This window comes from Afipia sp. Root123D2 (assembly GCF_001425835.1).
Taxonomy (GTDB): domain Bacteria; phylum Pseudomonadota; class Alphaproteobacteria; order Rhizobiales; family Xanthobacteraceae; genus Afipia.
In genome coordinates, this window is sequence record NZ_LMDP01000001.1 from 37597 (window position 1) to 58862 (window position 21266).

20 protein-coding genes are annotated in these 21266 nt (G+C 62.5%); 7 read left to right on the plus strand and 13 right to left on the minus strand.

Annotated elements, in window-relative coordinates; translation table 11 throughout:
* Nucleotides 1-5: 5 nt before the first annotated feature.
* The 4 genes from ASC80_RS00175 to ASC80_RS00190 all read right to left on the minus strand — a co-directional run bounded on the left by ASC80_RS00175 (nucleotide 6) and on the right by ASC80_RS00190 (nucleotide 4356).
* The gene (locus ASC80_RS00175) at nucleotides 6-938 is read right to left on the minus strand and encodes a ketopantoate reductase family protein (RefSeq protein WP_056291670.1); all 933 of its coding nucleotides are present in this window, start codon (nucleotides 936-938) and stop codon (nucleotides 6-8) included.
* A 42-nt stretch (nucleotides 939-980) separates the two neighbouring features.
* Nucleotides 981-2153, minus strand: a complete 1173-nt coding sequence (locus ASC80_RS00180; RefSeq protein ID WP_056291673.1) for an MFS transporter — start codon at nucleotides 2151-2153, stop codon at nucleotides 981-983.
* 232 nt (nucleotides 2154-2385) lie between these two features.
* Nucleotides 2386-2991: a c-type cytochrome gene (locus ASC80_RS00185; RefSeq protein WP_056291676.1), complete on the minus strand. Its 606-nt coding sequence runs from the start codon at nucleotides 2989-2991 to the stop codon at nucleotides 2386-2388.
* A 78-nt stretch (nucleotides 2992-3069) separates the two neighbouring features.
* Nucleotides 3070-4356 (minus strand): PQQ-dependent sugar dehydrogenase, encoded by a 1287-nt coding sequence (locus tag ASC80_RS00190; protein WP_056291679.1) that lies wholly within the window; start codon nucleotides 4354-4356, stop codon nucleotides 3070-3072.
* Nucleotides 4357-4746: 390 nt separating this feature from the next.
* Here ASC80_RS00190 and ASC80_RS00195 point away from each other — a divergent pair, with 390 nt between their 5' ends.
* Nucleotides 4747-6204: a porin gene (locus tag ASC80_RS00195; protein WP_056291682.1), complete on the plus strand. Its 1458-nt coding sequence runs from the start codon at nucleotides 4747-4749 to the stop codon at nucleotides 6202-6204.
* Between the two features lie 96 nt (nucleotides 6205-6300).
* Here ASC80_RS00195 and ASC80_RS00200 read toward each other — a convergent pair whose 3' ends face one another.
* Nucleotides 6301-8535 carry a sensor domain-containing protein gene (locus tag ASC80_RS00200; protein WP_056291685.1) on the minus strand — a complete coding sequence of 745 codons (2235 nt, stop codon included), beginning with the start codon at nucleotides 8533-8535 and terminating at the stop codon, nucleotides 6301-6303.
* 304 nt (nucleotides 8536-8839) lie between these two features.
* Entirely contained in the window at nucleotides 8840-9664 is an 825-nt protein-coding gene (locus tag ASC80_RS00205) for an alpha/beta fold hydrolase (RefSeq protein ID WP_056291688.1), read from the minus strand.
* A 369-nt stretch (nucleotides 9665-10033) separates the two neighbouring features.
* On the opposite strand from ASC80_RS00205, the gene ASC80_RS00210 reads away from it, so the two are divergent.
* On the plus strand, nucleotides 10034-10315 hold the full coding sequence (locus ASC80_RS00210; RefSeq protein WP_056291692.1) for a hypothetical protein: 282 nt from the start codon (nucleotides 10034-10036) through the stop codon (nucleotides 10313-10315).
* A 72-nt stretch (nucleotides 10316-10387) separates the two neighbouring features.
* Here the strand turns inward: ASC80_RS00210 and wrbA are convergent, their stop codons facing one another.
* The 3 genes from wrbA to ASC80_RS00225 all read right to left on the minus strand — a co-directional run bounded on the left by wrbA (nucleotide 10388) and on the right by ASC80_RS00225 (nucleotide 12618).
* Nucleotides 10388-10987 carry an NAD(P)H:quinone oxidoreductase gene (gene wrbA / locus ASC80_RS00215; RefSeq protein ID WP_056291695.1) on the minus strand — a complete coding sequence of 200 codons (600 nt, stop codon included), beginning with the start codon at nucleotides 10985-10987 and terminating at the stop codon, nucleotides 10388-10390.
* Nucleotides 10988-11085: 98 nt separating this feature from the next.
* The gene (locus ASC80_RS00220; RefSeq protein ID WP_056291698.1) at nucleotides 11086-11784 is read right to left on the minus strand and encodes a pirin family protein; all 699 of its coding nucleotides are present in this window, start codon (nucleotides 11782-11784) and stop codon (nucleotides 11086-11088) included.
* Between the two features lie 84 nt (nucleotides 11785-11868).
* Nucleotides 11869-12618: an SDR family NAD(P)-dependent oxidoreductase gene (locus ASC80_RS00225; protein WP_056291701.1), complete on the minus strand. Its 750-nt coding sequence runs from the start codon at nucleotides 12616-12618 to the stop codon at nucleotides 11869-11871.
* Between the two features lie 97 nt (nucleotides 12619-12715).
* On the opposite strand from ASC80_RS00225, the gene ASC80_RS00230 reads away from it, so the two are divergent.
* From ASC80_RS00230 to ASC80_RS00245, 4 genes are all read left to right on the plus strand, one after another.
* The gene (locus ASC80_RS00230) at nucleotides 12716-13633 is read left to right on the plus strand and encodes a LysR family transcriptional regulator (protein ID WP_056291704.1); all 918 of its coding nucleotides are present in this window, start codon (nucleotides 12716-12718) and stop codon (nucleotides 13631-13633) included.
* A gap of 112 nt (nucleotides 13634-13745) precedes the next feature.
* The gene (locus ASC80_RS00235; protein ID WP_056291705.1) at nucleotides 13746-15323 is read left to right on the plus strand and encodes a gamma-glutamyltransferase family protein; all 1578 of its coding nucleotides are present in this window, start codon (nucleotides 13746-13748) and stop codon (nucleotides 15321-15323) included.
* A 46-nt stretch (nucleotides 15324-15369) separates the two neighbouring features.
* Nucleotides 15370-16503 carry a M20/M25/M40 family metallo-hydrolase gene (locus ASC80_RS00240; protein WP_502690925.1) on the plus strand — a complete coding sequence of 378 codons (1134 nt, stop codon included), beginning with the start codon at nucleotides 15370-15372 and terminating at the stop codon, nucleotides 16501-16503.
* 93 nt (nucleotides 16504-16596) lie between these two features.
* Nucleotides 16597-16839 (plus strand): DUF3297 family protein, encoded by a 243-nt coding sequence (locus tag ASC80_RS00245; RefSeq protein ID WP_056291708.1) that lies wholly within the window; start codon nucleotides 16597-16599, stop codon nucleotides 16837-16839.
* Between the two features lie 89 nt (nucleotides 16840-16928).
* On the opposite strand, the gene ASC80_RS00250 is transcribed toward ASC80_RS00245, so the two are convergent.
* Nucleotides 16929-17666, minus strand: coding sequence for a haloacid dehalogenase type II (locus tag ASC80_RS00250; protein ID WP_056291710.1), 738 nt, complete (start codon nucleotides 17664-17666; stop codon nucleotides 16929-16931).
* Between the two features lie 14 nt (nucleotides 17667-17680).
* Nucleotides 17681-18187 carry a YbaK/EbsC family protein gene (locus ASC80_RS00255; protein ID WP_056295360.1) on the minus strand — a complete coding sequence of 169 codons (507 nt, stop codon included), beginning with the start codon at nucleotides 18185-18187 and terminating at the stop codon, nucleotides 17681-17683.
* A 64-nt stretch (nucleotides 18188-18251) separates the two neighbouring features.
* Between ASC80_RS00255 and ASC80_RS00260 the strand changes: the two genes are divergently transcribed.
* Nucleotides 18252-18605, plus strand: coding sequence for a DUF3175 domain-containing protein (locus ASC80_RS00260; RefSeq protein WP_056291715.1), 354 nt, complete (start codon nucleotides 18252-18254; stop codon nucleotides 18603-18605).
* Nucleotides 18606-18623: 18 nt separating this feature from the next.
* On the opposite strand, the gene ASC80_RS00265 is transcribed toward ASC80_RS00260, so the two are convergent.
* Nucleotides 18624-19949, minus strand: coding sequence for a DUF3422 domain-containing protein (locus ASC80_RS00265; RefSeq protein WP_056291717.1), 1326 nt, complete (start codon nucleotides 19947-19949; stop codon nucleotides 18624-18626).
* Between the two features lie 118 nt (nucleotides 19950-20067).
* The gene (locus ASC80_RS00270) at nucleotides 20068-20937 is read right to left on the minus strand and encodes an amidohydrolase family protein (protein WP_056291719.1); all 870 of its coding nucleotides are present in this window, start codon (nucleotides 20935-20937) and stop codon (nucleotides 20068-20070) included.
* Nucleotides 20938-21266: the final 329 nt, after the last annotated feature.

The following is a 21266-nucleotide window of genomic DNA, read 5'->3' on the forward strand; positions in this document are numbered from 1 at the left end:
CTTGCTCAGCCTTGCAACAGCATCGCCCGCTCTCGCGCCTTGACGATGCCGACCACGGTGTCGTTGACCGGCGTCGGCACCCCGAGTGGCTTGCCGAGGCGCGGGATCGAACCGTTGATGGCGTCGATTTCGCAGCGGCGCTTCGCGTTCCAGTCGAGCAGCATCGATGGCCGGGCGTCCGGAATCTTGCCGCCGAGCTTGCGGATGTGTTCGATGGGATCGCCGACATCGAGCGTGATGCCGCTGGCCATCGCCACCGCGATCGCTTCCTCGGCACAGCCTCTGGCGACGCGCCACGCATCCGGGTCCGCCATCACTTCGCCGATGGTCAGGCCGGTGGTGCAGCACGAGCCCGAGAACGTCACGTTCATGATCAGCTTTTCCCACACCATCTGCTTGACGTCGGTGAACAGCGCGACCTTGAAGCCGGCCGACTCCCAGATCTTCGCCGAGGCCTGAAGCGCCTGCGTCGGCAATCCGGCGAAGGCGCCGAAACGGATCATCTCCATGCCGTTGTGATGGACGTGGCCGGGGCCGCGCATCGACGCGCCGAAGCCGCCGACCACGCCGATCGCGATGCGGTCGGGATCGATGACGGTGGCGGCGATTTCCGGCGAACCGAGACCGTTCTGGATTGTCTGCACCACGGTGTGTTGGCCGATCAGCAGCGCGCAGGATTTTGCGGCGGCTTCGACGTCGAATGCTTTCGTGGCGACGATGACAAGATCGCAGATGCCGATGCCGTCGGTCGTGGTGGTGCCGTGGATCGGCACGGTGCGGTCGCCGCTCTTGCCTTCGCAGCGCAAACCGTTCTTGTCCATCGCCGCCGCGTGGTCCGGCCACAGCGTCACCGCATGAACCTCATGGCCGGCATCCACCATCAGCGCGGCGTAAACCGAACCCATCGCTCCGCATCCGACGATTGCGACCTTGGCCATGTGAGTCTCCTTGTTGGTTTTATATACGCGGCGCTTTTGCGCTCACCTGAACCTGAGTTTCAAGAGTAAAGCGGCTGCAAATGTCAGGAAAGCGACGCCGATCGACATGACCAACGCGCCGATTTCTCCGAAGCGTCCGATCACGAATGCATAAATCAATGGAGCCGCGGCGGAGAGGATGAAACTCGGCGCGATCAGGCGGCCGACAAATGTCCCATAGGTGCGATGGTCGAACAGGACGAGCGGCAATGTTCCGCGCGTGATGGTCACGATGCCGTTTCCCGCACCGTAAACGAACGCGAATGCGACCGCGGCAATCGCCGCCTGGCCGCTGAACAGGCCGGCGATGAAGCAAAGCGGCAACAGCGAGGTCGCAACAAGATTCAGCGTCAGCGGATCGATCCGCCGGCCGAACAGCACTTCCGCCAGCCGCGCCGAGGATTGGCCGATCCCCCGCAGCGTGGCGATCCACACCGCGACCGATGCCACGAGCCCCAGGCCGGTCAGGATTCCGATCATGTGTGATGACATGCCGGCATTCAGGAAATTGGCGAGCGTCGCGATCATCGCATAGAGACTGCCGGCGAAGACGACCTCCCGTTGGTTCACGGCGAGCGGCGGATGGACGGCGGCTGCCGCCTCGGTCGGGATAACGTCGTCATGGCGGTCGTTGGGAATTGCCAGATGCAACGGCACGGTCAGCAGCGCGAAGCCGGCATAGACGAACAGCGCGCCGCGCCAGCCGAGATAGGTCGCGAACAGATGGCCGAGCGGCCAGAAAGTGGTCGACGCCAACCCGCCGAGCAGCGTGATTTGCGCGATCGGCCGGCGTGCGGCTGGTCCGCCGATGCGCGCGAGCGCTGCAAACGCGGCATCGTAAAGCGTTAGCCGCATTGCGACGCCAAGACAGACCCATGCGGCATAATAGACCGGAATGCTGTGGGCGAGTGCGATGCCGGTGCAGCCGGCAGCGTTGAGCAGCGACCCGGTCACCATGACGCGCCGGCCGCCATACCGGTCGATCATGCGCCCCGCCAGCGGCGAGATCAGACCCATCACGAGCAGCGCTATTGAGAAGCCGCCATAAACGATGTCGCTGCTCCAGCGGAGATCTGCTTCGATCATCCCGCCGAAGCCGCCGATCAAATAGTAGGAGGTGCCCCACGAAATCAGTTGCGACAGCCCGAGGCAGAGAACGGTCTTGCGGGAGATCAAGATGGCGACCCGGCGTTGTCGCTATCGCCGGTCGCGGCCGGCATCTGCCGCCAGACCTGGATCGCGCGTCGAGCAATGAGTATTCCAGGCAGCACCGTTCCAACACCTCGTTCATCAGGACCGCTGACAACATATATCGAGTCGCGGATTGTAGGCCGCCATCCGGATATGGCCCATCATCGGTCGCTGACTATCGCCCGTAAGCCGGTTGTCGATGTCGACGGCCGCCTGACTAGAGCCCCGCGAGATAGTGCGCCAGCGCGGTGATCTCTTCCTCGCTGAGTGGGTAGGCGACATCGGCCATTGCCGCCATGCCGCCGCCGGAACGTGCGCCGGATTTATAATCGTGCAGCGCCTTGAGCAGATAGTCTTCGCGTTGTCCGGCGATCCGCGCGGTCGCCTTGGTGCCGGCGTAGTTGTCGGTGTGACAGGAGGCGCAACGCCGTCCGGCGGCGGCTTGTTTGCCCTTGGCGGCGAGATCGCCGTTGTCGCCCGCCTTGGCCGGGGGCGGCGGCAGCGAGGCGTAATAGGCGCCCAGATTGCGGACGTCTTCGTTGGTGAGCGTTTCGGCGATCGGCCCCATGATCTCGTTCTTGCGCGCGCCGCTGCGGAAGAACACCAACTGCCATTGAAGGAACAGGTCGGGTTGCCCCGCCAGCGACGGCGTGTTCGCCATCTCGGACAGGCCGTTCTCGCCGTGACAGCCGGCGCAAAGCTGGAGCTTGTCCTTGAGCTTTTCCTTCAGTGCGGCCGTGTCGGCGGCATGTGCGGCAATCGAGAGTGAAACGGCGGCAATCCCGGCGATCAACGCGCCGGACAACAAGTTGCGTTTCGGCATCGTCAGCTTTCCCGTTTATCGGCGCGAGACACCGCGCCGTCTGATCGCAAGATCAGACGGCGGCGGCCTCAAGCCTTGCTACTTCTTCTTGTTCTTGGCGCTGGCGTTGGCCTTGTCGTAGCTGATGCGATAGATCGCGCCGGCCCAGTCGTCGGCGACGAGGATCGATCCGTCCTTGGCCATGATGATGTCGTCAGGACGGCCGAGGTAACTCTGGTCGCCGTTGATCCAGCCGGACGCGAACACTTCTTTCTTTGCGTTCTTGCCGTCGGGACCGACGATCACGCGTGTGATCCGGCCGCCCTGATACTTGTGCCGATTCCACGAGCCGTGTTCGGCGATCAGGATGTTGTTCTTGTACTCGGCGGGAAATTGATTGCCGGTATAGAACTTCATGCCGAGCGGCGCGACGTGGTCGCCCAGCTTCACCACCGGCGGCGTGAACTCCGAACACTTGTGGCCCATGGCGAATTTCGGATCGGGAATGTCGCCCTGATGACAGTGCGGATAGCCGAAGTGTTCGCCGAGACGCGAGATCATGTTGAGCTTGTCGCTCGGGCTGTTGTCGCCGAGCCAGTCACGCGCGTTTTCGGTGAACCAGTATTTGCCCGAGCGCGGATCAATGTCGCCGCCGACACTGTTACGCACGCCGAGCGCGACGATTTCCGCGTTCCCGGTCTTCGGATCGACACGGCGAATTTGCGACAGGCTGGTCGGCGGAATGCCGATGTTGAACGGAGGTCCGAAGGGGACGTAGAACCAGCCGTCCTTGTCGGCGACGAGATATTTCCAGCCATGCGCCGCGTAGGACGGCATGTCGTCATAGACGATCTTCGGCTCGGGCATCTTGTCGAGGTTGGCTTCGGCGTTCTCGTACTTCATCAGCTTGTCGATATCGATGACGTAGAGCGCACCGTCGCGGAACGCGACGCCGGTCGGCATCTTCAAGCCCTTGAGGATGGTCTTGACGGTTTTCTTCCCGTTATCGTCGGTGATCGCATAGACGTTCCCGAGACCGAACGAGCCGACGAACAATGTGCCCTTGTCGCCCCACGCCATCTGCCGCGCGGCCAGCACGCCGCTGGCATAGACGTCGATCTTGAAGCCGGGCGGTAACTTGATCTTCTTTATCAAGTCGGCGAGTTCGGCGTCGGAAGCGCCGGTCGGCGGGCCCGCGGGCGGGGCGAGGCCCTTCTGTGCCTCGGTCTCGTCGCCGAGGAACCAGTCATCCGGCGGATGTGTCCAGAATTGCTTGTTGCCGGAATCGTAGCTCTTGAGCTTCTGCTGTGCGCTGGCCTGGCTGGCGCTGGCGATAATAACGATGGCTGCGAGCGCAAGAATAGATCGATTGAAAGCCGATTTCATCGCGTCACTCCCTGATGCAGCCGGTCTGGCGGCTGCTGTTGTTGTTGCTTGTGATCGTCGCCGAGAAAAATGCCTCCTCACTGGGTTAGACTAAAGAATGATATCACACCTTTGGCGAGACGGTAGCCGGGAGAAATCGCCCCGGAAAACCCGCCGAATTAGGAATATAATTTCACATAGCGTGGGTTCAGGGGACGATTTCGAATCCGAGGGTGGATACCGGCCGCGTCATGGTTGTTCATGGCAGGGATGCACGGCGAGCCTGGCCAAAAGGCAGAGGTGCAGCGCGGCAACAGTTTCAGAAACAATTGAACCGCAGGCTTCTTTTGAATTGCGGCAGTCATATCAAAGGCGATACCCATGCGGGCAAGAAGAATTGGAGATTCAACTATGATTCGCGCGAGAAGCATTTTGTTCGGCACAGTGGCTGGACTTTTCGCCATTTCAGCAGGCCATGCCGCTGACCTGCCGCTCAAGGCCAAGGCCGTCGAATACGTCAAGGTATGTTCGCTTTACGGCGCGGGCTTCTTCTACGTGCCCGGCACCGACACCTGCATCAAGCTCGGCGGCTACCTGCGCGCTGACTTGACGATCCACGGCAACAATCAGAACGGCCCGTTCTGGAACGGCGTCGGTGGCGCCGGAGAGCGCACCGCCAACGGCTTCGTGGCACGTTCGCGTATGGCTGTGACGATCGATACCCGCACCGCGACCGAATACGGCGTGGTCCGCACCTTCGGCCAGGGTGACTGGCAGTGGACCGGCGGGACCGACGTCGTCGGCGGCGGCACCTTCGCACTCGAGAATGCTTTCGTGCAGTTCGCCGGCTTCACCTTCGGTAAATCGGCATCGGCCTATTCGACGCCGTGGAACGGCACGCCGGGCAACAACTCGACCTCGCTGATCGGCGGTAACGATACCTCGACCGGCGTCAACAACATCCAGTACACATGGCAGTTCGGCAACGGCCTGACGGCGAGCTTCGGCGTCGATGAGGCGATCGCTTACGACCGCACGGCGCTTGGCAACCTCAATACGGCACTCGGCGGTTCAGCGATCGCTGCAACCGGCATTCCGCCGAACGCTTATGGCGGACAGGATACGCCGGACTTCGTCGGCCGCCTTCGGCTGGATCAGGTCTGGGGCCTGATGCAGATTTCCGCTGCCGCGCATAACGTCAACTCGACCTACTACGGCGCCACCGAAGCGTCCGGCCATCCGGACGACAAGTGGGGCTTCGCCGTTCAGGGCGCGCTCCAGCTCAAAAACCTGCCGACCGGCCCCGGCGACGATCTGAAGATCGATGCCACCTACGCCAACGGTGCGACGCGCTACGTGATCGCCACCAGCGGCGTGACGCCGAACTTCCTGATGTTCGGCGACGGCCTCGGCGGTGCGTATCGCAGCGTCGGCTTCGGCTACAGCTCGGACGGCGTCTACGGCACCGGCAGCCAGATCGAGCTGACGACGGCCTGGGGTATCCGCGGTGCTTTCGCTCACAACTGGAATCCCAACTGGCAGACCACGCTGTTCGGCAGCTACTCGTCGGTCGACTACAACGGCCAGGCGACCGGACTGTATTGCGCTCAGTACAAGGTGACGGTGCCGGGCGCCTACAAGTGCGATCCGGACTTCAAGGTCTATCAGGTCGGCACCCGTACGACGTGGACCCCGGTCAAGAACCTCGCGCTGTCGGCTGAAGTGCTCTACGCCCACCTCGACCAGAGCTTCGAAGGTTCGGCAGCCTATGCCGGCTTCGGCGCATCGCTGGCGAAGCCAGCCGCCGTCTATTCGTACGGCGATCAGGGCACGGTGAGCGTCAACTTCCGCGCTCAGCGTAACTTCTGATCGGACTGTCCGGCGCGCGTTGCGCCGGATTGAAAAGAACAAGCCGTGCCACGGGCCCGCCCATGGCACGGCTTTTTTAATCAGGGATGACTGGCGTCAGGCCGCAGCCGGCGTATCGGGTGAAGGCGTGCGGTTGCGCAGCCATTCACTGAGTGCCTCGACGTCCATCGGCCGGCCGGGGAAATAGCCCTGCGCCACGTGGCACCCGAGCTTCTTCAGGATCGCGTGCTGGGCCGCAGTCTCGACGCCTTCAGCGACCACGATCATGCCGAGGCTTTGCCCAATGCGGATAACCGCGGTGACGATCGCAAGCGTCCCGGCGTCGGTCTCGATCCGGTTGATGAAGGCGCGGTCGATCTTCAATTCGGAGAACGGCATCGTCGCAAGGCCGCTCAGGCTCGAATAGCCGGTGCCGAAATCGTCCATCGACAGTCCGACGCCGAGTGCGTGGATCGCCTTCAGCATGTTCGTTGCCGTCGGACCGTCATCCATCATGACGCCTTCGGTGATCTCCAGGGTCAGCATGTGGGGCGCGAGGTGGTGCTTGCGCAGCACCTCGGCAATCGTGTCGGCGAGGCCCTCGTTACGAAAATGCAGCGGCGAGAGATTGACCGACACCGCCGGAATGATGATGCCCTGAGCGCGCCATTCCGCCATCTGCCGGCACGCTTCATCGAGCGCCCATGCGCCGAGGGTCTCGATCAGTCCGCATTCCTCGGCGATCGGGATAAAGCGATCCGGCGGAACGTTGCCGAGCAATGGATGATTCCATCGCGCCAGTGCCTCGACGCCAAGAATCTGGCCGTCCTCGATCCGGACTTGTGGCTGGTAATGCAGATGCAGGCCGCCCTGCGCCAGCGAGTCCTGCAGCGCGGCGCCGAGCACCACGCGCTCCTCGCCGCGCTTGTTCATTTCGGGCATGAACACCTTGTAGATGCCGCGGCCCGCATGTTTGGCTTCGGAGAGCGCTACGTCCGCGTTCTTCAAAAGCTCATTGGTGTCCGCGCCATGCCAGGGATGGATGCTGATGCCGACGCTCGCGGATGCCGGCAGCGTCGTGCCGGAAATGGTGATGGGCTGGACCAGCGAATGAAGGATGCGCTCGGCCATGTCCACCGCGCCGTCGACGTCGCGGCCCGGCAACACCATCACGAATTCATCGCCGCCGATGCGGCCGAGAATATCTTCCGGGCCGGCGTGGTGCGACAGCCGTTTTGCGATCTCGCTAAGCAACTGGTCGCCAGTCGGATGGCCAAGCGTATCGTTGACGTATTTGAAGTGATCGACGTTGATGCAAAGCAGCGCAATGCTGCCGGATGATGCATCCGGCCGGGCGAGACAGCGGTCGATCTCCTCGAACAGCCGCGTGCGGTTCGGCAAGCCGGTCACGTCGTCGAAGTAAGCGAGCCGATGGATATGCAGTTCGGCTTCCTGCCGTTCGATCGCCAGCGCGCAAAGATTGACGCAGGCATCGACGATCTTCCGGTGCAACTCGCTCGGTCCGCGGCCGTCCCTGAAGTAGAAGGCGAACGTTCCGGCGACACGGCCGTTGTTCAGCTTGAACGGGCTCGACCAGCAGGCACGCAGGCTGGGCGGCAGCGGGACGCCACGGTAGGGCGCCCACAGCGGATCGGTGGCGATGTCGGCGACGAACACCGGTTCGCCCCGGAAGGCTGCAGTGCCGCATGAGCCGACGCAGGGGCCGATCGCGAGGCCGTCGATGGAGTTGGCGTAAACGGCCGGCAGGCTGGGCGCGGCGAGCGGATGGAGCAGGCCCTGTTCGTCGACCCGCAGGATGGTCGCGACGGTGTCGGGCGCAAGCGCCTCGGCACGCTGGCAGATGAACTCGGTCAACGTCTCGAGCGAGCTGCCGGAGATCATCTTCTCCAGAACGACGCGCTGCATCGCATGGATTCCGCTGTCCGTGACGTCGCGGAGCATCCCGGCGGTGCAGCGGACCGTACCATCGGCGTTGAACACGCGGCGGAAGGCAGCAGCGATCCAGATCTGGTTGCCATCCGGTGTCCGGGTAAAGAATTTTTCCCGGAAGGTGACCTGGTGAGGAACGTCGGCGCCCAGACGCTGACCCGGCTGCAGATCGGCGCCGGTCAGCAGTCGTCTGAGGTTCTTGCCGCGCGCGTCCGCGTGTTCGTAACCGAGCATCTTGGTGAAACCGGCATTGCTGTAGATGACGCGGTCGCGCTCATCCAGCATCACAAGGCACAGGTCGGCCTCGTCTGCCAGCCGTGACAGGAATCCGATGGTTTCGTCGGTCTGTGACGGTGGTTTTGCCCCCAAGCCGGCAGTCGATTTGTACGCCCGTGTCGCCATCTGTCCGGATGCTCAGTGCTTGTGCAGCGACAATAAAGACAGAGAAAATTACCAAATAGGGGGTCACATTCGAGAAAATCGTCTGGAACAGGGTTACCAGCGCGACAACGCCGAGGACAATTCCTCGGGCCCGGCTACCATGCCGGGAGCCATCGGGTGGGAGACGATCGATGAAAGTAGCGCTTGGCGTGGTGATCGGGGTCGTGGTCGGCTTTGTCGCGATGTATTATTTCAAAAGCGGTCATCTGCCGTTCTGAAGGGACCGGCGAGTTGCAGGAACCCGCCGGCTTTATCGTTGCCGTTCTCAGCTCTTGATGAAGGCAAGCAGGTCAGCGTTGATCGTGTCGGCATGCGTTGTCGGCATGCCGTGGGGAAATCCCTTGTAGGTTTTCAAGGTGCCGTTCTTCACCAGCTTGGCGGACAGTGGTGCTGAATCGGCATAGGGCACGATCTGGTCGTCGTCGCCGTGCATCACCAGCACCGGCACCGTGATCGATTTCAGATCCTCGGTGAAATCGGTTTGCGAGAACGCGACGATGCCGTCGTAGTGCGCCTTGGCGCCGCCCATCATGCCCTGCCGCCACCAGTTCTGGATGATCGCTTCCGAGGGTTTCGCGTCGGGCCGGTTGAAGCCGTAGAACGGCCCCGCCGGAAGATCGCGATAGAATTGTGAGCGGCTGGCGGCAAGCTGGGCCTGCAACCCGTCGAATACCTCTTTCGGCAGGCCGCCGGGATTGTTCGCGGTCTTCACCATGATCGGTGGCACCGCGCTGATCAGCACCGCCTTGGCGACCCGGCTCTCGCCGTGGCGTCCGATGTAGTGCGCGACTTCGCCGCCGCCGGTCGAGTGGCCGACATGGATCGCGCTTTTCAGATCGAGATGCGCGGTGAGCGCCGCGAGATCGTCCGCATAGTGATCCATATCGTGACCGTCGCCGGTCTGGCTCGAGCGGCCATGGCCGCGTCGGTCATGGGCGATGACGCGAAAGCCCTTGCCGAGAAAGAAAAGCATCTGGGTGTCCCAGTCGTCCGCCGACAGCGGCCAGCCGTGGCTGAACACGATCGGCTGTCCGGTTCCCCAATCCTTGTAATAAATCTCGGTGCCGTCCTTGACCGTGATGGTGGGCATTGCCGTTACTCCTGTTTTTCCACAAAACTAAATCCGGCATATGAAGCTTAGCGGATTTCGATGATCTCCGCGCGAACGTTTCGGCGACTGCGTTGCATTTGTCATCGCGTTCATATCGTGATTACACTCGAGATTGCGCCATGGTTCGGTCTTGAAGTCGACTCCAAACCGGCACGATAGCGCGCTGCGTGCGCGGAATTGTCGTCATCGCCTTGAACCCGCACAAAGAGAGTCTAGGTGACCTGTGTGGGATGACCGATGACGCTCGACCACTTCAGGTGGGAGGTTCCCGCGTGGCGCACTGTCGCGATCGATCATGCGAACGGTGCAAAGGCAACCATCGAAAATATCCATCGAAAGGAATGAGGCATGAAACTTAACTCAGCCCAGGTGAAGCAGGCTCTCACTCAATTCGAAGCGCAGGCCATTCCTGATAATCATCCAGCCGTTCCCCAGCTGAACAATTTGTTTGGGGATCACACGTTCTTCCTCAACGGCAGTGGTCTCAGCGTTGTGGAGTCGGACGAGGGCACGGGCGCAAAAGGCGCGGTTGTGAACCTGGCCCATTGGAGCAGTGACGACCGGACCAGTCTGACGCCCCACGATCCCGAGCCCACGGGTGAGGTCGTGATTCTTGAACCCACACACTGATAATGGAAACAATAGAGAGTGCGCGGGGTGAAGCCCGCGCACTCTTCTTTTTAGCCACGTTAGTCGTGCAGCTTAGCCGTGCAACTTCTTCGCGGTTTCCGCGATGGTCTTGCCCTGATAGCGCGCGCCGGCGAGTTCGTTGGCGCTCGGCAGGCGGCTGCCGTCGCCGTCAGTGATCGTGGTCGCGCCGTAAGGTGCGCCGCCGGTCACTTCCTTGACTCCCATCTGTCCAGCGAAACCGTAATTGAGGCCGACGATCACCATGCCGAAATGCAGCAGGTTGGTGATGATGGAGAACAGCGTGGTTTCCTGCCCGCCATGCTGGGTGGCGCTCGACGAGAACGCGCCGCCGACCTTGCCGTGCAGCGCGCCCTTGGCCCACAGGCCGCCGGCCTGATCGAGGAAGTTCGCCATTTGCGAAGACATGCGGCCGAAGCGCGTGCCAGTGCCGACGACGATCGCATCGTAATTTGCAAGATCCTCGATCTTTGCAACCGGCGCGGCTTGATCGACCTTGTAATGCGCGGCCTTGGCGACTTCGGCAGGCACCAGTTCCGGTACGCGCTTGATGTCGACGGTGGCGCCGGCTTCGCGCGCGCCCTCGGCGACGGCGTTCGCCATCGCTTCGATGTGTCCGTAGGCGGAATAGTAAAGAACAAGAACCTTGGCCATTGATGGTCTCCATTTGTGGGTGGGAATGAGAAAGCGGATAGGAATTCGATGTGTCATGGCCGGAACCAGCGCGGGCATGACGATTTGGGGCGTGAGGCTTACGCCGCGTCGACCAGCACCAGTTCGGAGTCTTCCAGCGCCGTGATGGTGACGCGGCTTTCGTTGGCAATTGCGGCGCCGTCGCGGGCATTGACGCGGATGCCGTTGATGTCAACTGCGCCCACTGCGGGCACGAGATAGCCCTTGCGGTTGCCATCGAATTCATAGGCGGCGCTTTCTCCCGCCTTCAGCGTGGTCGCGAGCACCCGCGCGTCGGCGCGGATCGGCAATGCATCGGCATCCTCAGCGAAGCCGCTGGCGAGCGTCACCAGCTTGCCGGTGCGGTCGGCCTTCGGGAACGGCTTCGCGCCCCAGGTCGGCTGTCCGCCGTCCTGCGTCGGCTCGATCCAGATCTGGAACAGGGTCGTTTTCACCGGCTCCAGATTGTATTCGGCGTGACGGATGCCGGAGCCCGCGCTCATCACCTGCACGTCGCCGGCTTCGGTGCGGCCCTTGTTGCCGAGCGAATCCTGATGGGTGATCGCGCCTTCGCGAACATAAGTGATGATCTCCATGTTGGCGTGCGGGTGTGCCGGAAAACCGGTGTTGGGTGCGATCTCGTCATCGTTCCAGACGCGCAACGCGCCATGGCCCATGTTGTCCGGATCGTAGTGGCTGCCGAACGAGAAATGATGCCTGGCTTTCAGCCAGCCGTGGTCGGCGCTGCCGAGCTTGTTGAAAGGGCGAAGGTCGATCATGATCAAAATCCTTTCCAGCGAAAGAGAGCGAAGTGCGTCGGGCGCTCGTTTGCGCCGGACGCTTCGTGGATGGGTGTGCGAGGTTCAGGCGCCGAAGCCGCCATCGACATTGAGGACGGTGCCGGTGACGAACGAGGCGCCGGGGCTGGCGAGGAACACGACGCCGGCGGCGATCTCTTCCGGTTTGCCGTAACGCTGCAGCGCATGCAGCGAACGCTGCGCTTCCGCGCCCGGTCCGTCTTTCGGGTTCATGTCGGTGTCGATCGATCCGGGCTGCAGCACGTTGACGGTGATGCCGCGCGGGCCGAGGTCGCGCGCAGCGCCCTTGGTGTAGCCGACGATCGCGGCCTTGGTGGCGGCGTAATCGGCCATGCCGGGGAAGGAGGCGCGAGTCGCGATGTCCGAACCAATGGTGACAATGCGGCCGCCGTCGCCCATCAGCTTCGAGGCGGAACGGATCGCGGCGATCACGCCACCGACGTTGATCGCGTATTGCCGGTCGAAAGCGGCGATGTCGCTGTTGGGGTCGTCGACCGCACCGGTAATCGCGACGCCGGCATTGTTGACCAGGATGTCGAGGTGCCCGAAATGCTTCGCGACGTCCTTGACGAGTTGATCGACTGCCGCCGGGTCTGCCTGATCAGCCTTGAACGCCTGCGCCTGAACGCCCTTGCCGCGCAGGTCGCGCACCAGCGCCTCGGCCTTGTCGGGGGAGGCGACATAGCTGATCGCGACGTCGGCGCCCTCATCGGCGAGCGCCCGGGCGGACGCCGCGCCGATGCCGCGCGAACCGCCGGTGACGAGAGCAACCTTGCCTTTGAGTGTCTGGGTCATGGGAATTCCCTGTGGGTTTGAATTCGATGACCCCTATCTATCGCTGGTCGATTAGCGTATAAATAGAAACTATCGAAACTCATTGTTTCCAAATCTGATGGCAAAACTCCCTGACTTCGAAGGTCTGGCGATTTTCGCGAAAGTCGTGGAAATGCGCTCATTCGTGGGCGCTGCGACCGAACTGGCGCTGTCGAAAGCCACCGTGTCGAAGGCGGTCAGCCGCCTCGAGGAGCGGGTCGGGACACGGCTGTTCAACCGTACGTCACGCAGACTGGCGTTGACCGACGCCGGACGGACGTTGGCCGAACGCGCGACGCGGTTGCTGGCGGATGGCGAAGCCGCCGAAAACGAGGCGCTGGCCCAATCGGTGGCGCCGCGCGGGCTGGTGCGGCTGTCGATTCCGATGACGTTTGGTATTCGCGTGATCGCGCCGCTGCTGCCGGAATTTCTCGCGATGTATCCAGAGGTATCGCTGGACCTTCATCTCAGCGATGCGATGGTCGATCTGATCGGCGAGGGCTTCGACGCCGGCGTGCGCATCGCGCGGCTGCCGGATTCGTCGCTGGTGGCGCGCCGCCTGTGCGGCGTGGAGCTTCGCACGGTGGCGGCTCCGGCATACCTCAAAAAACACGGCCGCCCGACGCATCCGATGCATCTCGCCCAGCACAAGTGCCTCGGTTACACCTACTCCACCACGCCGGGCGTGTGGCACTACACCGGCAAGAATGGTGAAGAGGCGAGCGTGCGGCCGTCCGGGCAACTCGGCGTCAACAACGGCGAGGCGCTGGTGCCGGCGCTGCTCGCGGGCCTCGGCATCGCCTGCCTGCCGGATTTCATCATCGGCGACGCACTGCGGCAGGGCAAGATCGAAGAGATTTTGTCGGGGTGGGATCTGCCGCAAAGCGCGGCGCATTTCATTACCCCGCCGGGCGGCCCTCGTCCGGCGCGTGTCGAGTTGCTGGCGGATTTCCTGGTGAAGCGTTTGTCGCAGCCCGCTGCGTACAAGGCGCGCTAACGGCGCGTGGCCGCTATCGGTTTTGCGCGCATGATCCATTCAGAAAACCGGTTTCCACTTTGCGCGATCATGTCCTAGTGTGCCGCGCGTTCATTTCGGAAGGCTCTCTCTTATGCGCAATTTCATCGCTCCATCCCGATCCATCGCCGTCGGCGAACGCGGCATGGCCGCAACGTCTCATCCGCAGGCGACGCTGGCCGCGATCGAGATTCTGAAAGCCGGCGGCAATGCCATGGATGCCGCGATTGCTGCTGTTGCACTGCAAGGCGTCGTCGAGCCGCAGATGACCGGCATCGGCGGTGACTGTTTCGTGATTGTTTCGCCGAAGGCGGGCAAGCCGGTGGCCCTGAACGGCTCGGGCCGCACGCCCGCCAACACCGATCTCGCGAAGGTTCTCGCCAGCGGCACGAAGGAGATCGCACCCAACTCGACCGACGCAGTGACGATCCCCGGCGCGATCGATGCATGGTGCCGGCTCAATGCCACGCACGGCAGCATGTCGCTGGAACAGATTTTCAAGCCTGCTATCGACGCCGCCGAAAACGGCTTTCGCATCACTCCGCGTGTCGCGCTCGACTGGAGCAAATTCCGCGCGCGGCTGGAAAGCAATGCCGCGGCGAAGGCGCAGTTTCTTCCCGGTGGAGTCGCCCCCGGAATTGGCGACCGGCGTGATCAGCCGGCGCTGGCGAAAACGCTGCGGAAGATCGCGCGCGACGGCCGCAAGGCGTTCTACGAAGGCGAGATTGCCGAAGAGATGGCGAGCGAACTGCAGAAGCTCGGCGGCTCGCACAGCGTGTCGGACTTTGCCGCGCACACCTCGGAAGACGTGACGCCCATCTCGACATCCTATGGCGGACACGACGTCTACGAATGTCCGCCGAACGGGCAGGGGCTGGCGGCGCTGATGATCCTGCGCACGCTAGCAGGCTACGACATCAAGGCGCTGTCCCAGGTCGATCGTATTCATTTGCTGGCGGAAGCGACCAAGGCAGCCTATCGCACCCGCGATGCGTTCTTCGCCGATCCGGCGCACGTTAAAATCAATGTCGCGCATTTCACGTCCGACGCCACGATCAATGCGATCCGCAGCAAGATCGATATGAAGAAGGCCTCGGCGCCGGTGGACTGGGACGACATCGAACACACCGACACGGTGTATGTGACGGTGGTGGATCGCGATCTCAATGCGGTATCGTTCATCAATTCACTGTTCAATCCGTTCGGCAGCGGCATCTACGCGCCGAAATCCGGCGTGCTGCTGCAAAATCGCGGCTGGGGCTTCCGGCTCGACGCCCAACATCCGAACGCACTGGCGCCGAACAAGCGGCCGATGCACACCATCATTCCCGGCATGTTGATGAAGGGAGAACGCAGCGTGATGCCGTTCGGCGTGATGGGCGGACATTATCAGTCCACCGGCCATGCCAATTTTCTCTCCAACATTTTCGATCTCGGCATGGACATTCAGTCCGCGTCCGAAGCGCCGCGCTCCTTTGCGTTCGACGGCGTTCTCTCGCTGGAATCGACCTTGCCGAAAAGCGTCGGCGACGAACTCGCTGCGCGCGGCCATGACGTACGCTGGCCGGACATGCCGCTCGGCGGCTGTCAGGCGATCTGGATCGACCACGAACGCGGGGCGCTGCTCGGTGCAACCGATCACCGCAAGGACGGCGTCGCGCTGGGATACTGAGCGGGCGCCCGACAATAAGCCGAACAACAAAAGCCCGGGAGGCCTCATGATCGACCTGATGCAGTTGCCGTTTGACACCGATGCGATGCTGGCGGGCCTCAAGCCTTGGGTCGAATGCGAGAGCCCGACCTATGATGCGCAAGCGGTCGGCCGGATGATGGACCTCGCGGCGCGCGATCTCGCCGCCAGCGGTGCGTCGATCGAGCGTATTCCCGGCCGCATGGGATTCGGCGACTGCATCCGCGCCAGCTTTCCGCACACGGTGAAAGCACCGGGCATTCTGGTGATGGGCCATCTCGACACCGTGCATCCGGTCGGGACACTGAAGGCGCTGCCGTGGCGGCGCAACGGCGATAAATGCTATGGTCCCGGCATCATGGACATGAAGGGCGGCAACTTCGCAGCGCTCGAAGCCCTGCGGCAGTTGCAGAAGGCGAATATCGAGACACCGCTGCCGGTGACGTTCCTGTTCACCAGCGACGAGGAAATCGGCAGCGCCTCGACCCGCGAGATGATCGAGGCTGAGGCGGTCAGGCACAAATACATTCTGGTGCCGGAGCCGTCGCGCAACGACGGTGGCGTGGTGACGGGGCGCTATGCCATCGCGCGATTCGATCTCGAAGCGATCGGCCGGCCGAGCCACGCCGGGGCGCTGCTCGCCGACGGGCGTTCCGCGATCCGCATCATGGCCGACATGATCCCGGTGATCGATTCAATGACGACACCGGATTGCACATTCAGCGTCGGCGTCATTCATGGCGGCCAGTGGGTGAACTGCGTTGCAAGCTCCTGCACTGGGCAGGCGCTGTCGATGGCCAAGAAACAATCCGACCTCGATCAGGGCGTGGCGAAAATGCTCGCGCTGACCAAGGGCGACGACGAGAATGGCCGTTTCATCGTCAAGCGCGGCGTGACGCGCCCGGTGTGGGAGCCGAACGCCAAGACCATGGCGCTTTACGAGACCGCGAAGCGGATCGCCGGCACGCTCGGTCTCGGTCTGCCCCATTCCAGCGTCGGCGGCGGATCGGACGCCAATTTCACCGGCCCGATGGATCTGGCCTCGCTCGATGGACTGGGCGTGCGCGGCGCCGCGCTGCATACGCTGAACGAGCACATTTTCGTCGACAGCCTTGCCGAACGCGGGCGATTGATGGCCGGGCTGTTCACGGAACTGACGTAGTCAGCGGTCGCTTTCGGCAATCTGCTGCGTGTTGAACTCCCGTGCCAACAACGGTAAACGCTGCACAACCACGTGATGACAAGAGAGAATCCGATGAGCGACGAACTGCCAGACCGCCTCTCCACCGATCCGCGCAGCCCGTACTATAACGCCGAGGTTCTGCAACGCGATGTCGGCATCCGCTTCAAGGGCGTCGAGAAGACCAATATCGAGGAATACTGTGTCAGCGAGGGCTGGGTCCGCATGGCGGTCGGCTCGGCGCGCGACCGCTACGGCAATCCGGTGACGATGAAATTCTCCGGCCCGGTCGAGCCGTATTTCAAGGATCAGGCGTAAATCGCGGCACGATGTGACGCCCTCCTTTTCCTCTCCCACAAGGGAAGAGGGGAAAGGATCGCATCCTCCGGCGAAATCGGAGGTGAGAGCTACGCCCCGATCAGCTTCGGCAGGTCCGACAACGACGCGATGCGGTGGTCCGGCGCAAAGCCGAGTTGATCCATCTGCATCCGGATCGCCTTGAACATCGACACCGGCTGGATTAGCCGGCTGTCCTTGAACTCCGCCGCCATCGCCTGCGGTGTGACGCGCTCGATCCACGCCACGTTGAGGCCGAAGGATTTCGCGCCGCTGACGTCGAACGGATTTGACGATACGAACAGCACGTCACTCGGCTTCACCCCGAGTTTCGCTTCGATCAGGGTGTAGGCCCTCGGGTGCGGCTTGAACGCACGCTGGGAGTCGATGCTGATGGTGGCGTCGAGAATTTTGTCGAGCCCCGTGTTGCGCACCAGATCGTTGAGCATGCCGCTGCTGCCATTGGACAGGATGGCGAGCTTGATCCCTTTCATCCTGCCCAGCGTGTCTTTCGCATCGGGATAGAGATCGAGATGGACATATTTGTCCATGATCCGTGCGAACGCGGCATCGTCATGCTTCAACCCGAGCAGGTTCAGCGTGTAGATCAGCGAGTCACGGGTGACGACCGAGAAATCCTCGTAGCGGTCCATCAGCGTACGCAGCCAGCTGTATTCAAGCTGCTTCAGCCGCCAGATTTGGGTGACGATGTCACCGTATCCGGGATAGGTTTCCTCGGTGATCGCGGCGACGGATTGAGTATCGTAGAGCGTGCCATAGGCGTCGAACACGGCGGCTTTGTAAGCCATCTTGATTCTCCCGATTAGTTGGCGTTCAGCGGTTCAGTGATGGATGTCCTGCTCTCGCGCGGCGGTTCGCAGACATCGACCCATTCGGCGTTGGTCAGGTCGGCCATGCGTTGCGGCGAAATCCGCACCGCGCTGTTGATCGAGCCGGCGGCGGGGACCACCTCGGTGAACTGCTTCATCGATACGTCGCAGTAGACCGGCAGAGGGTCCTTCAGGCCGAACGGGCAAATGCCGCCGACCGGATGGCCGGTGGCCTCAAGCGCTTCCTCGGCATTGAGCATGCGCGGCTTGCCGCCGAACACGGCGCGGGCCTTCTTATTGTCGAGCCGTGCGGTGCCGCAGGTCACCACCAGCAGGACACGATCTGCGACGCGCAGCGACAGCGTCTTGGCGATCTCGGCTGGCGTGACGCCGAAAGCCTCCGCGGCGAGCGTGACCGTGGCGGAACTCTGGTCGGATTCGAGGACTTCGACGTCCGGTGCTTTTTCCGCGAAGAAGGCGCGAACCGATTCCACACTCATGACGTTGTCCTGATGGAGGTCGCCCGCACGGCGCGGGCGCATAACAATGGCGGGAAGCCGCACCATGCCCAAAACCCACGGAACTCACAAGCACGCACGCCGCAAGACAGCATCCCGGAAAGCGCGCGTAACAAAACGCGGCGCGGCGCGAAAGTGGTCAGCCCGGGTTACCCGGGAAAGCGATGCGCTCGATCTCAGGCATAACGTGTTCAAGCTCGACAGCCCGAAGGCGATCGCGCGCTCATTGAAGCGTTCGGCGGAGCATAGCGACCGCCGCAAGAGCGATCCGTATCGTTCGGCGATGTCGATGCTGGTGTTCTACATCAACCGGGCCGGCAAGAATTTACCGGCGACACGCAAGAAAAAACTGGAAGCAGCCAAGGGCGAATTGCGCAAGGCATTCGGCAAGACCGGCTAGCAGAGCGATACGGCGACGTCAGGCGTGACCGTGGCTGCGCTTGACGCGCCAGAGCAGGATCGCCAGCGCGATCACCACGAACGGAATGCTGACACCGGTGGCGACCGTGGCGTCGATCGGCCAGTAATGCGCCATCGACTCGAACACATAGTGCAGCAGGCTCGCGACGTAGTAGCTGATCGCCGCAACCGACAGGCCTTCGACCGTCTGCTGCAGGCGTAGCTGCATCCGCGCCCGTTCGCTCATCGCCGAGAGCAGGTCGCGATTCTGCTGTTCGATCTCGACGTCGATGCGGGTGCGCAGCAGGTTGGCGGCGCGGGTCAGCTTCTTGTTGAGATCGTGCATGCGCGTGTTGAGCGTCTGGCAGGTGCGCATCGCCGGGTTCAGCCGCCGCCCGAGAAATTCGGCCAGTGTCGGCCAGCCGCCGAACGCCTTCTCGCCGATCACCTCGAGCCGCTGGCGCACGATGTCATCATAGGCGGCGCTGGCGGCGAAACGATAGCCGGCGATCGCAGCGTCCGCCTCGATCCGCGCGGCGAGCGAAGTGATTTCGTCGAGCAGTTCGCGATTGGTTTCCAGCCCGCTGCCGCCGTTCGTCATCACGGTCATGATGTGGGTGAGGCGATCTTCCGCATTGCGGATCACCGGCGTGATGCGATGCGCCTGCGGCAGACCGAGCAACGCGAAACAGCGATAGGTTTCGATTTCCAGAATCCGCAGCACGAGGCCGCCGGTCTCGACCGGCGTCAGCCCGTGATTGTGCACCAGGAACCGGACGAAGCCGCCGGCATTGACCTGAAAGTCAGTGGCGACGGTAGCGTGGCCGTCGAGCACCTCCGATGCCGCAAGCGATGACGGGTCGAACAATTGCGCCAGATCGGGCGCGCTGCCGCTGCTGACCTGCAGATCGATCGACACCAGATGTGCGCCGGGCTGGCCGATCTCGGTCATGGTCGAGGCGACAATGGTGGGCAGGGCGGTGCCGTTGCCGGCAGCGCCGTTTTCCAGCAGCCAGGTGTAGGTGGTGAATTCGCTGTGCTGCTCCCAGCGCAGGATAGCGTCGGGAAAGGCAATGCGACGATGCTTCGCCGTGGCTGACAGGCCGGTGAGTTGATGGCTGGCGCAGAACCGGGTCAACGCCTCGGCGTTGGCGCTCATCTGCGCGGCGTCAGTGAGGAAAGCGAAGCGGATGGCGCGGCACGGCGAGGTCACGGCCTCGAACGGGCGGGCGTGAAGTTCGCTCAGCACGGCAACGCGCTCGGTGTGCGGCACCGGAGAAAATACGGCGCTATCAGTTCGCGCCCCAGCGCCGCCGCCGCTCTCCGTGCCGGATGTCGTCGCCATGATCTTGATCCCCGCGTCGTTCAGGCGCGATCATGCAGGGGCGGGCGGCGTGTTTGCAACCAGACTTATGAGGGACGATGCGAAAACGGCGGCTTCAATAGGCTGCCGGATTCATGTCTCACATGTTGAGCAGCTTGCGCGCGTTAGCCTTCAACACTTTCGGCCGCACATCATCGCGGATTTCGAGCTTGGCGAAGTCGGCCATCCAGCGGTCCGGTGTAATCACCGGCCAGTCCGAACCGAACAGCATCTTGTCCTGCAGGATGGTGTTGATGTAGCGCACGAGAATCGGCGGGAAATATTTCGGCGACCAGCCGGAGAGATCGATGTAGACGTTCGGTTTGTGGGTTGCGACCGACAGCGCCTCCTCCTGCCATGGGAAGGAAGGATGCGCGAGGATGATCTTGAGGTCGGGGAAATCCGCCGCGACATCGTCCATGTACATCGGGTTGGAATATTTCAGCCGCATCCCCATGCCGCCGGGCATGCCGGAGCCGACGCCGGTTTGCCCGGTGTGAAACAGCGCGATGGCGCCGCCGTCATTGATCGCTTCGTAGAGCGGGTAGGCCATGCGGTCGTTGGGGTAGAATCCCTGCATGGTCGGATGGAATTTGAAGCCTTTGACGCCGTAATCCTCGATCAGCTTGCGCGCTTCGCGAACGCCGAGCTTGCCCTTGTGCGGATCGATGCTGACGAACGGAATCAGCACGTCGCTGTTTTCCGAGGCGACCTCGAGCATTTCGTAATTGTTGTAGCGGCGGAAGCCGGTCTCGCGCTCGGCATCGACCGGGAAGATCACCGCGGCGATGTTCTTGGCGCGGTAATAGGCCGCGGTCTCCTGCACGGTCGGCGGATGCTTGTTCGGCGACTTGAAGTAGTCCGCCATCTGGGCCTGGAAATCGTCGTAGCCGTCGTCGGCGTGCAGCCCGCAGGGCTCCTCGGCATGAGTGTGGATGTCGATGGCGAGGACGTCGTCGAGATTGAGCATCGGCGGGTTCCGGCTTCGGGGTTTCGGCGAATTGATTATATCCTATAACAAATTTCGCCGGGGATGAAAGCGCTCTGCCTGCCGCCCTTGCCGATCCGGAACGGCTATTGCTTGATTTTTCCCTGCGATTTCAGCGTTCAAGCTGAAGCGTGCCGATTCCGGCCGGATCGCCGCCACGGTCTGCCGGTGCGAGAAAACACCTTGATTGGATTGACATTCCGGCCCGGTCTGGCATAGAAACCGCCTGTCTCGCAGGGGCCTCGCGTCCGCGGGATATTGCCAAACCGGTCACAAACGCAAACTCGGCCTGTCGCTGCACGGCCTTTCAG

What these genes read in the sequence shown, in the direction of transcription:
- ASC80_RS00265 (WP_056291717.1), bottom strand. Translation starts at nt 19,949, where the DNA reads ATGGCGACGACATCCGGCACGGAGAGCGGCGGCGGCGCTGGGGCGCGA.
- ASC80_RS00235 (WP_056291705.1), top strand. Translation starts at nt 13,746, where the DNA reads ATGCGCAATTTCATCGCTCCATCCCGATCCATCGCCGTCGGCGAACGC.
- ASC80_RS00200 (WP_056291685.1), bottom strand. Translation starts at nt 8,535, where the DNA reads ATGGCGACACGGGCGTACAAATCGACTGCCGGCTTGGGGGCAAAACCA.
- ASC80_RS00250 (WP_056291710.1), bottom strand. Translation starts at nt 17,666, where the DNA reads ATGGCTTACAAAGCCGCCGTGTTCGACGCCTATGGCACGCTCTACGAT.
- ASC80_RS00230 (WP_056291704.1), top strand. Translation starts at nt 12,716, where the DNA reads ATGGCAAAACTCCCTGACTTCGAAGGTCTGGCGATTTTCGCGAAAGTC.
- ASC80_RS00210 (WP_056291692.1), top strand. Translation starts at nt 10,034, where the DNA reads ATGAAACTTAACTCAGCCCAGGTGAAGCAGGCTCTCACTCAATTCGAA.
- ASC80_RS00190 (WP_056291679.1), bottom strand. Translation starts at nt 4,356, where the DNA reads ATGAAATCGGCTTTCAATCGATCTATTCTTGCGCTCGCAGCCATCGTT.
- ASC80_RS00255 (WP_056295360.1), bottom strand. Translation starts at nt 18,187, where the DNA reads ATGAGTGTGGAATCGGTTCGCGCCTTCTTCGCGGAAAAAGCACCGGAC.
- ASC80_RS00175 (WP_056291670.1), bottom strand. Translation starts at nt 938, where the DNA reads ATGGCCAAGGTCGCAATCGTCGGATGCGGAGCGATGGGTTCGGTTTAC.
- wrbA (WP_056291695.1), bottom strand. Translation starts at nt 10,987, where the DNA reads ATGGCCAAGGTTCTTGTTCTTTACTATTCCGCCTACGGACACATCGAA.
- ASC80_RS00220 (WP_056291698.1), bottom strand. Translation starts at nt 11,784, where the DNA reads ATGATCGACCTTCGCCCTTTCAACAAGCTCGGCAGCGCCGACCACGGC.
- ASC80_RS00260 (WP_056291715.1), top strand. Translation starts at nt 18,252, where the DNA reads ATGCCCAAAACCCACGGAACTCACAAGCACGCACGCCGCAAGACAGCA.
- ASC80_RS00205 (WP_056291688.1), bottom strand. Translation starts at nt 9,664, where the DNA reads ATGCCCACCATCACGGTCAAGGACGGCACCGAGATTTATTACAAGGAT.
- ASC80_RS00195 (WP_056291682.1), top strand. Translation starts at nt 4,747, where the DNA reads ATGATTCGCGCGAGAAGCATTTTGTTCGGCACAGTGGCTGGACTTTTC.
- ASC80_RS00270 (WP_056291719.1), bottom strand. Translation starts at nt 20,937, where the DNA reads ATGCTCAATCTCGACGACGTCCTCGCCATCGACATCCACACTCATGCC.
- ASC80_RS00185 (WP_056291676.1), bottom strand. Translation starts at nt 2,991, where the DNA reads ATGCCGAAACGCAACTTGTTGTCCGGCGCGTTGATCGCCGGGATTGCC.
- ASC80_RS00245 (WP_056291708.1), top strand. Translation starts at nt 16,597, where the DNA reads ATGAGCGACGAACTGCCAGACCGCCTCTCCACCGATCCGCGCAGCCCG.
- ASC80_RS00225 (WP_056291701.1), bottom strand. Translation starts at nt 12,618, where the DNA reads ATGACCCAGACACTCAAAGGCAAGGTTGCTCTCGTCACCGGCGGTTCG.
- ASC80_RS00240 (WP_502690925.1), top strand. Translation starts at nt 15,370, where the DNA reads ATGATCGACCTGATGCAGTTGCCGTTTGACACCGATGCGATGCTGGCG.